This window comes from Collinsella aerofaciens (genome assembly GCF_018785265.1).
GTDB classification, from domain to species: domain Bacteria; phylum Actinomycetota; class Coriobacteriia; order Coriobacteriales; family Coriobacteriaceae; genus Collinsella; species Collinsella aerofaciens_AI.
Genome location: NZ_WQPK01000003.1, coordinates 45962 through 54975, shown reverse-complemented (window position 1 = coordinate 54975; position 9014 = coordinate 45962). Strand labels below are relative to the sequence as shown.

General features: G+C 58.1%; 9 protein-coding genes. 2 read left to right on the top strand and 7 right to left on the bottom strand.

The features are described from left to right. Positions 1 to 83 precede the first annotated feature (83 nt). Together GPK42_RS00590 and GPK42_RS00585 are read left to right on the top strand one after the other, a co-directional pair. Entirely contained in the window at positions 84 to 1040 is a 957-nt protein-coding gene (locus GPK42_RS00590) for a radical SAM/SPASM domain-containing protein (RefSeq protein ID WP_275950414.1), read from the top strand. Further along, complete coding sequence (locus GPK42_RS00585; RefSeq protein WP_215692779.1) at positions 1033 to 2652, top strand: ATP-binding cassette domain-containing protein; 1620 nt, start codon at positions 1033 to 1035, stop codon at positions 2650 to 2652. The genes GPK42_RS00590 and GPK42_RS00585 overlap by 8 nt, the downstream gene beginning before the upstream one ends. 145 nt (positions 2653 to 2797) lie before the next feature. Here the strand turns inward: GPK42_RS00585 and GPK42_RS09960 are convergent, their stop codons facing one another. The 7 genes from GPK42_RS09960 to GPK42_RS00555 form a co-directional block, all read right to left on the bottom strand. Then, positions 2798 to 3259 carry a transposase gene (locus GPK42_RS09960; RefSeq protein WP_338404305.1) on the bottom strand — a complete coding sequence of 154 codons (462 nt, stop codon included), beginning with the start codon at positions 3257 to 3259 and terminating at the stop codon, positions 2798 to 2800. A gap of 127 nt (positions 3260 to 3386) precedes the next feature. Continuing rightward, positions 3387 to 3959, bottom strand: coding sequence for an IS110 family transposase (locus GPK42_RS09955; RefSeq protein ID WP_338404304.1), 573 nt, complete (start codon positions 3957 to 3959; stop codon positions 3387 to 3389). A gap of 334 nt (positions 3960 to 4293) precedes the next feature. Further along, the gene (locus GPK42_RS00575; RefSeq protein ID WP_055286831.1) at positions 4294 to 5103 is read right to left on the bottom strand and encodes a gamma-glutamyl-gamma-aminobutyrate hydrolase family protein; all 810 of its coding nucleotides are present in this window, start codon (positions 5101 to 5103) and stop codon (positions 4294 to 4296) included. A gap of 87 nt (positions 5104 to 5190) precedes the next feature. Next, positions 5191 to 5955 carry an amino acid ABC transporter ATP-binding protein gene (locus tag GPK42_RS00570; RefSeq protein ID WP_275950413.1) on the bottom strand — a complete coding sequence of 255 codons (765 nt, stop codon included), beginning with the start codon at positions 5953 to 5955 and terminating at the stop codon, positions 5191 to 5193. Between the two features lie 36 nt (positions 5956 to 5991). Next, entirely contained in the window at positions 5992 to 6825 is an 834-nt protein-coding gene (locus tag GPK42_RS00565; protein WP_215692777.1) for an amino acid ABC transporter permease, read from the bottom strand. Continuing rightward, positions 6822 to 7481, bottom strand: coding sequence for an amino acid ABC transporter permease (locus GPK42_RS00560; protein ID WP_215692775.1), 660 nt, complete (start codon positions 7479 to 7481; stop codon positions 6822 to 6824). Before GPK42_RS00560 ends, GPK42_RS00565 begins: the two co-directional genes overlap by 4 nt. Positions 7482 to 7619: 138 nt before the next feature. Beyond that, positions 7620 to 8615: a glutamate ABC transporter substrate-binding protein gene (locus GPK42_RS00555; RefSeq protein ID WP_215692773.1), complete on the bottom strand. Its 996-nt coding sequence runs from the start codon at positions 8613 to 8615 to the stop codon at positions 7620 to 7622. Positions 8616 to 9014: the final 399 nt, after the last annotated feature.

Genomic DNA, 9014 nt, shown 5'->3' with positions numbered 1-9014 from the left:
GTGTTGGCTAAAATGGGTCGGCCGGGATTGGTCAATCTCGGCCGACTATATTTGGCTAAATTATTCCGGCGCTAACAACGACAATGACTCCGGAGGTTGAAGACCGGCTTGTCTCATTCGTGAAGGAGCGTTCACGGGGGCTGAGCGAGCTTGAGATCGGTTGGTATGGTGGAGAGCCGTTGCTGCAAGTCGATAAAATTCAGCGGCTTACGGAGCGTATAAAGGCGATCCTTAATCCAGAGTGCTCCTATTCGGCATCCATCGTTACAAATGGATATCTTCTGACGCCAGAAGTGGCCGAGACTCTCGCGGCTTGTGACGTCAAGATGGCTCAAATAACCTTGGACGGGTCTCGAAAGGACCACGATTCTCGACGGTTCTTGCGGAACGGACAGCCGACGTACGATGCGATTCTAGACAACGTTTCTAAAGTCACGCATCTGTTGGATATTTCTATCAGGTGCAATGTCGATGCCCATAACATTGCCGGTGCTGGCGATTTGCTGGATGCACTCGAGGAAAAGGGCCTTAAAAACAAGGTTGGATTCTATCTGGCGCCTGTCGACAATATTAACGATACGTGCCCAAGTGACAGTAGTTGTTTTTCGATGGAGGCGTTTTCTCGGGAAGAGCTGGACTTTTATAGTCATGCAGTTGATAGGGGGTTCTACGTTGACCTGACGGTGCGCTTTGATCCGGCTATTTGTGGCGCCGTTTGTGCAGGGTCGTTTGTAGTGGATCCGGAGGGCTATCTTTATAAATGTTGGGACGAAATCGGGATGCGTGAACGCTGCGTCGGTACGCTTGCCGAAGGGCCGAGGATGAATGCTCAGCTGGTCCAATGGCTAAACTATGAGCCGAGCGATCATGAGTGTGAAGAGTGTTTTGCCTATCCCTCATGCATGGGAGGTTGCCCTAATCACGCTCTTCATGGAGGGTCAAAACAGTGCGTATCTCAAAGGTATCAGGTGCGCCAACGAATGATTTTGACCGAGAAGGCTCAGCGATTGCTTTCGGAACTGGATTCAGCTCATGTTTAATCTCTGCGCAAGAACAATAATCAAGAATCCAAAGTATATAACCTATCTTCTAATGTGCCTGCTCTCGCTTATGGTTGGTCTCGCAATTCCTTTTCTGACGGGACAACTGGTCAACAACTTTGTCGGTGTCGCGCGAGATGGGGAAAGCGCAATCGCCATCGGCGCTGGGATAGCAGCACTGGGTATTGTGCGAGCCGGTTTGAATTGCGTCAGTGAGCTGGTCTATGTCGATCTGCAAACACATGTGGGATTTGCATTGAATGAAGAGGTGATAAGTCACGTTCAAAGGCTACCACGGGCCTTCTTTTCTAATTTTGATGCCTCATATTACAACCAACAGATTAATCATGACGCTAACGATTTGGTGATATTTGTTATAAACGCTAGTGTCCAAAGCGTGAGCAATATAGTGACGTTGCTTGTGGTGTTTGTTGTCCTGGCGACCATAAACGGTCACCTGGCAATGCTGTGTATGGCTCTTGGCATAATAGGTGGCGCGGTCTATTCGCTTTTCAAAAAGTGTTTGTTCGCAAGAAGTTTCGAGGCTCAAGAGCAGGAGGCTCGATTCTTTTCCGATCTGGAGAAGCAGCTTAGCAACGCACAATTTATCCGCAGACATGTTCTATTCGAGGTTTTCAAGCAAAGGCTTGAGCACTCTTTTGCAGAGCTATATCGTTGCGTTTATCAGAACCAGCAAATTAATGCGACCTTTACGTTTGCCAACACTGTCGTCACATCTTTGGCACAGGGTGGAATCTTGATCCTGGGCGCAAAGGAAGTTCTCGACGGCAATTTGCTGCCCGGCTATCTTATGACGGCGCTAAGCTATTACTCCTATTATTCTTCGGCTATTGAATTCTTCCTTGCGCTGGGCAAGGACTATCAAACGTCAAAAGTATCCTACGAGCGTTTGCGGCGCTTGCTGGACATGCCAGAGGACTCAAATGGGGCCATTATCCTCGCCGATGTTTACGAGGTGAGCTGTTCCGAGCTGGCGTATAGCTATCCTGGGTCTGAAAAAACCGCGTTCAGAGACATTCGAGCTTCTTTGGAAAAAGGAAAGGTATACGGAATCGTTGGGCCGAACGGTTCCGGTAAGAGCACGCTGCTGGATGTGATAAGCGGTTGCGATCCAGAAAACTGCAAGGGTGATATTTGGATTAACGACAAGCCCCTGAGCTCTCTGGACCGTTATGCGCTGCGGAAGCGCAATATCGGGATTACTGAGCAGGAGCCGCCCCTGACCGAGGGGTCGATACGGGACAATTTAACTCTTTGCTGCAGAAGCACTGAAGAGCGTGACCTTGAGAGTCTCATTGAGAGAATGGGGCTTAAAAAGATGGTCGATTCAAGTGGTGGACTTGATGTCGAGCTGGACGATAAGCAGAACAACATTTCAGGGGGGGAGAAACAAAAAATAGCGATAATTCGCCAGCTGCTGAAAAACCCGGACGTGATGATGTTTGATGAGCCGACATCTGCACTTGACAGTCAGAGCAAGCAGGCGTTTATCGAAATCCTTAAGGAAAGAAAGGGGCGACATATCACGTTCATCGCTACGCATGACCCTGTGCTTATTTCGGCATGCGATGAGGTGATTGAAATTGCCTGACGGGTTAGTGGGCCTAGCATATCAAATACAGGGGGGTGTTCCTATAGTTTTGTCAACTGGGAAATGCTCTCCGTGCGACCGAATCGCGGCATGCTGACGCCTAGCCATTAGGCCGGTGGGCTTCAGTCTGCTCGGTGCGTTTCGGCTAGGCTGCGTAAGGCACCCTGTCTCGCATGACCGCGTAGATGACCTTCAGTCTCTTTCGCGCCAGCGCCTTGAGCGCCTTGCCGTGCGACATGCCCCGCTCCCGGCACCTGGTGTAGTAGTCGCCCCATCTCCCCTCTGTCCGGGTAAGGCAGTTACATGAGAATATGAGCAGGTTCTTCAGCCTCTTGTTGCCTTGGCGCGATGCCGTCACCGAGGAGATCGAGGTTCCCGACTGGCGGTTGCGCGGCGCCAGGCCGCAGTACGACGCGAGCCTGTCGTGACTGGGGAAGTCTTCGATGTCGATGGAGATCGCAAGCTCGGAAGCGGTTTTGGGCCCGATGCCCGGCACCGTCAGGAGGCATCGGTAGGTATCGTCGCCCTCGAGCAGGGCGGAGATCTCCGCCGTGATCGCCTCGATCTCCGCCGAGTTCTCGGATATCCTGTGCGCGAGCAGTTTCACCGCCCGGTCCTCGGCGGCGACGACCGACGCATCCGGCCTTGTCGAGGAGGTTGTCGAGCGGACGAGGGCCTCGATCTTACCGCGCGCCGCCCCACGCGTGAGCGCCGCCGCCCTGCGGGGCCCGGCGTCAGTCGGCTACCGACCAGGCCCCGCCGAGGGATGCCATGAGCCTCAGCTGGGGCCCGTCGGACAGGTCGACCAGCGCCTCGAAGGCGGGGCACGATTCCAGCAGGATGCTGCGCAGCCGGTTCTTATTCCTAGTGTTCTCGCAGGTCAGGAAGTTCCTCTGGGCGGCCAGCGCCCTCGCCGCCGCGACCGTCGGGCCCGGATCCCCGACCGGCAGGAGCGCGTCGGGGATGCCAAGCGCCGTCTTCGCGATGACCATCGCGTCTCGCTCGTCGGTCTTGGCGTCGCCGGCGAAGAGCCTGGCGGCCCCGTGCGCCGCGAGTCCCGGCAGGTACGCCGCCGACATCCCGGCCGCCCTGGCGCGGGCGAGCGCGAGGGCGCCTATGTTGCGCGACTGGTCGACGACCACGAGCGCATCGGGGAAGCGGCCGAACAGCGAGTCCAGGTCGTCCTCCCTGTTCGCGACGGGGGCGCTCAACAGCACCTCGCCATCTCGAGTCGCGACGCATGCCCAGTGGGACGATTTCCCGACATCGAGCCCGATGACGGCTTCCGGCATTCTAATTGGTGCCACGGTGGTATCCTCCAATCGGTAGGCCGATCGGAACCCCTCCCCGCGACACCCACATTACCTGGCCGTGGCGCTTTCGCCCGGCAGTTTCCTATCAGTCGTCCGGAGCGGCGAGCGCCCCCGGTGGCAACACCCCCCGGGCCCTCTACGGGGCAGGGGCAGACGGCCATCCGGAGGCGCCCGATCGGCGGCCCCTCGGGGCTTGCCCGTATCGTAGGCAATGCGCCGAATGCTCGCCATCGAAATTTATCGATGGCCTATTTCAGACTGTAATGGGCGGGCACCGTAGTTGGTGTCCCCCCCTGTATGGGTAGCTTTAGCCTGTGTGGTTCGCGAGCTAACGAGCCTGCTTTACCTTGGCCGCGGCCTCGACAAACGACTTCCAGAGGTTAAAGTCGGTTTCGAGCGTCTGCCAGGTGTACTCGGGATGCCATTGCACGCCCAGGCAGAAGGGTTGGCCTTCGACTTCGATGCACTCGGGCACGCCATCGGTTGCCTTGGCGACCAAGCGCGTGCTTTTACCCAGACGATCGATGCAGCAGTGGTGTGCGGAGTTGGTCTGGATAAGCCTGTGCCCGCCAAGCGCGCGCTCCAGCAACGAGCCCGGCACGACCTCGACGGGATGCACGGGGTCGTTGAGCACGTGGGTATGGCGCCACTGCGTGCGGCCCTCGCGCGCGCCCAGGCTTGGCACGTCCATGCACAGGGTGCCGCCGGTGGCGACATTGAGCAACTGCGTGCCGCGGCAGGTGGTAAAGAGCGGCTTTTTGGCGCGGAGCACCTCGCCGACCAGCTTAAACTCAAAGCTATCGCGGATCTCGCAGCAGAGGGTGGGGTCGTAGGGTCGATCATCGCCCCAACGTTTGGGATTGACATCGGGGCCGCCGGGAATGGCGATGCCGTCGGCGATATCGACGTAATGACGGATGACCTCAATGTCCTCGGTGATGGACATCTGCAGCGGCAGGCCGCCGGCGGCAAGGATGGCATCGACAAAGACGCTCGCAATCTCCTCGTTGGGGGAGAGCGTCTCGCTCAAATAGGGTTTCGCTTCTTCCCAGCGTGGTGCGACCAGGATGAGCGGACGGTCGGCGGGATCGACGTCGACGTGCGGAGTGTAGGACGATGAGGTGCGGGTTCCGATCATGGGCGTAGCTTTCGAATCCGGGTGGACATGGCACAGGGGTGGCGCGGAGCAAACGTTACTGATGAATTTGCCCGCGTGGCAATTGGGTTAGTGGCCCTTGATGGAGTTGAGGAAGTCCTGGGCGCGCTTGGTCTGGGGGTGGTCGAAGAACTCGTCGGGCGTGCCGGTTTCCACGATCTGGCCGTCGGCCATAAACACGACGCGGTCGGCCACGCGGCGGGCAAAGTTCATCTCGTGCGTGATGACGATCATCGTCATGCCCTGCTGGGCCAGACGGACCATGACCTCGAGCACCTCATTGATCATCTCGGGGTCCAGCGCACTTGTGGGCTCGTCAAAGAGCATGGCCTTGGGCTGCATGGCGAGTGAACGGGCGATGGCTACGCGCTGTTGCTGGCCGCCCGAGAGCTGTGCGGGCACCTTGTCGGCCTGCTCGGCCACGCCCACGCGGCTCAGCAGGTCCATGGCGCGCTTGCGGGCCTCGTCCTTGGAGACGCCCAGCACATCGACCGGTCCCAGCATGACGTTCTGCAGTACGGTCATATGTGCGAACAGGTTGAACTGCTGAAACACCATGCCCAGCTCGGCACGCATGCGGGCAAGGTCCTTGCCTTCCTGCGGCAGGGGCTCGCCCTCGATGAGGATCTCGCCCGAGTCGATGGTTTCCAGGCGGTTGATGGTGCGGCACATGGTCGACTTGCCCGAGCCCGAGGGGCCGATCACAACGACGACCTCGCCGCGATCGACCGACAGATTGATGTCGTTGAGAACGTGCAGGTCGCCATAGTGCTTATCGACGTGTCTGAGCTCGATCAGCGGCTGATTGCCGGTGGAAGAGGTGCTCTGTGCCATGGTGCTCGGCTCCTTATGACTCGAAATGGTAAAGCGTTAGCGGATGATGGTCGCGCCGGTCTTGTGCGAAACATAGACAGCGGCCTTGTTAATCGCGACGTTGATGAGGATGTAGATGACCGCGATCACCAAGTAGACCGATACGAGTGCATCATAGTTGGTAATGAGCACGCGGGCATTTTGCATGAGGTCGGGGTAGCTCACCACATAGGCGACGGTGGTGTCTTTGACTACGACCACGAGCTGCGAAATCAACGACGGAATGATAAATCGAATCGCCTGCGGCAACACGATTTTAAAGGTGATTTTAGCTTTGGAGAGACCGAGCGCCTGGGCCGCCTCGACCTGGCCGCGCGGCACGGCATTGACGCCGGCGCGAAAGATCTCGGCAAGTACGCCGGCCGCAGCGAGCGCGACAGGGAGCGTGAGCATCCAAAACGACGGCAGCGAAATCTTGTACTGAGGCAGCACCAAAAAGAAGAAGTAGATGAACAGAAGGCTCGGCACGCCGCGGAAGAAATCGGTGAGCACGCGGCAGACCAGCTGCAGCGGCTTGATGCCGCTGGTGCGGCCGAGCATAAGGGCTAAGCCCAGCACCAGCGCGATGGCGCCAGCGGTGAGTGCGACTTTAACGGTGCCCTCAAAGCCGGCAAGCAGGAACTTCCAAGTGGTGAGGTGCGTAAAGAAATACCAATAGTGGACCGAAAGCTGGCCGGTCACATAAAAGCGCTGCAGCACGAGGACGGCGAGCGCGGCGACGGCAACAAGCGAGATGGCGGTGCCGATGCGAATCTTGGCGCGCATCTTGGGGCCGGGAGCCTCGTAGAGCGCATCGCGCATGGTAAGCGCAGGGGAGGAGTGCTTGCTCATCGGAGGATCCTCACCTTCTTATCGATGTAGTTGCCAATGTGGCTCACCACAAAGGCCGTGCCCAGGTAGCCGAGCGCCGAGATAAAGAACGCGGCGACGCCGCCGAGCGAGCGCGTGTTGATGAAACTCACCACGCCGGTGAGCTCCTGCGGTTTAAGCGGCACCTGACTGCCGAGCGCGGTGGTGAGCATGACGGCGATAAAGAGGTTGGTCATGGGCAGCACACTCGAGCGCAGCGCCTGCGGAATCACGATTTTGGCGAGGATGCGGTTAAAGCTCATGCCGAGCGAGCGGGCGGCTTCCACCTGGCCGACGCCGACGGTGTTGATGCCGCTCATAAAGTTTTCGGAGCCAAAGGCCGAGCCCAAAAGGACCGTGGCGACGATAACGCAGGTGCGGTAGGGCAGAACGACCTTGAGCGGCGGCAGCGCATAGACGACGATGATGAGCAGCGCGATGCCGGGGATGTTACGGAAGACCTGGACATACAGGTCGCCAAAGACGCGCAGTGGCTTGAGCGGCGACACGCGCATCACGGTGACGGCGACGGCCAGTACCATGGCGATGGCAAACGACTCAAGCGTCATGCCCCAGGTTGCTAGCAGCGCGTCGATATAGTTCTGGCCATAGAGCGACCAGAGTTCGGAGAGACTCATGCGGACCTCCCGCCGATAAGGAAAGGGGCTCCCGTGTGTACGGAAGCCCCGACAACTCAGTGAGGAAACAGTTTACCGCAATAAAGCGCATCATGCGTTTCCGTATGGTTTCGTTGCGGCCGTTACCAGGCCCGCTGCCTAGGCGCCGATCTCGGGCAGCTCGGGAACATTGGTGTCGCCCGTACGGTCGCCGATGCAGATCTGCCACAGCTCGGTCCAGGTGCCGTCGTCCTCGATCTTCTTAAGGAAGTCGTTGACAAAGGCGACGCCGTCGGAATCGAGCGGCAGGCCGATGCCGTAGGGCTCCTTGCTGCCGAAGGGCTTGCCGGCGATCTTGTACTTACCAGGCTCGCGGACCAGGGCGCTCTGCTGCATGTTGTTATCGATGACGTAGGCGTCAACGCGGCCCTGCTGGAGTGCCTGGCGGGCCTCCTCGTCGGTCTTGAACTCCTGCTGGCTGGCCTTGGGAGCGAGCTCCTCCAGGATGGCGGGGCCGTTGGAGCCGGACTGGACGGCAACGCTCTTGTCGGCCAGGTCGTCGACGCTCTTGATGTCGTCGTTATCGGCGAGCACCAGGATAGCCTGCTGGGTGTAGTAGTAGGGACCGGCAAAGGAGACGAGCTTCTTGCGCTCGTCAGTGATGGTGTAGGTGGCAAAGACGGCGTCGACCTGGCCGTTCTGCAGGACGGACTCTCGCGTGTCCGAGGTCACCTGGGTGATCTCGACCCTGTTCTCGCCCAGGATGTAGTTGGACAGGAGCTGTGCGATACCGGCATCGAAGCCGCGGGTCTGGCCGTCTTTCTCGTTGAGGAGGGAGAAGAGCGTTGAGGTCTGAACGCCGCCGATCTTAAAGACGCCGGCGTCCTTGACAGCCGTGGCCCAGGTGCTGGCGGCGATGGCATCGTCATCGGCCTTGGGGCCGTTGTCGACGAGCTTGTCGAATGCCTTGGCATCGAGCGTGGCGGAAACTTCGGTATCCTCGGAGCTCTTGGAGGAGCCGGCGGCGGAACCCTTGTCGGCCTCGGCGCTGGTGTCAGAGCAGCCGGCAAGACCAAGGCCGGCGACGGTTGCGAAGGTGGCGGCAACGAAGCCGCGGCGGTCGAGAACGACCTGCTGGGAGAGGTTCTTGCTCATGGTAGAACACCTTTCTCAATAAAATCCCTAGCGGTTGAGTAGAGTTATACCCTATCGCGCTCAAATGGGTCAACACGAAATAACTCAGAAACATACTTACCTTATGGGTTATTCTGCCTACCAAAAAGGGACAGGCACCTTTGTGGTGGTTCTTGCAGATGTGGTGGCCTGTCTCGCTGCTTTGTCTCAATCTGTAACAGTTAGACGAGGAAATGGGTTCTACCTGTTACAGATCGAGATTTTCACTTCAGGGGAATTCGAATGTCTCGATCTGTAACATCTGGATGGCTAAAAGGTCTCTATCTGTTACAGATTGAGACAAAGGTCAGGGACTAAGACGTCTTGTCTAGATCTGTAACAGTTAGACGGGAATTCGGGCCCTGGATGTTACAGATTGAG

Excerpts from the sequence above, each read along its gene's own strand:
- GPK42_RS00585 (WP_215692779.1), top strand. The coding sequence starts at position 1,033 with ATGTTTAATCTCTGCGCAAGAACAATAATCAAGAATCCAAAGTATATA.
- GPK42_RS00575 (WP_055286831.1), bottom strand. The coding sequence starts at position 5,103 with ATGATCGGAACCCGCACCTCATCGTCCTACACTCCGCACGTCGACGTC.
- GPK42_RS00555 (WP_215692773.1), bottom strand. The coding sequence starts at position 8,615 with ATGAGCAAGAACCTCTCCCAGCAGGTCGTTCTCGACCGCCGCGGCTTC.
- GPK42_RS00590 (WP_275950414.1), top strand. The coding sequence starts at position 84 with ATGACTCCGGAGGTTGAAGACCGGCTTGTCTCATTCGTGAAGGAGCGT.
- GPK42_RS00570 (WP_275950413.1), bottom strand. The coding sequence starts at position 5,955 with ATGGCACAGAGCACCTCTTCCACCGGCAATCAGCCGCTGATCGAGCTC.
- GPK42_RS00565 (WP_215692777.1), bottom strand. The coding sequence starts at position 6,825 with ATGAGCAAGCACTCCTCCCCTGCGCTTACCATGCGCGATGCGCTCTAC.
- GPK42_RS00560 (WP_215692775.1), bottom strand. The coding sequence starts at position 7,481 with ATGAGTCTCTCCGAACTCTGGTCGCTCTATGGCCAGAACTATATCGAC.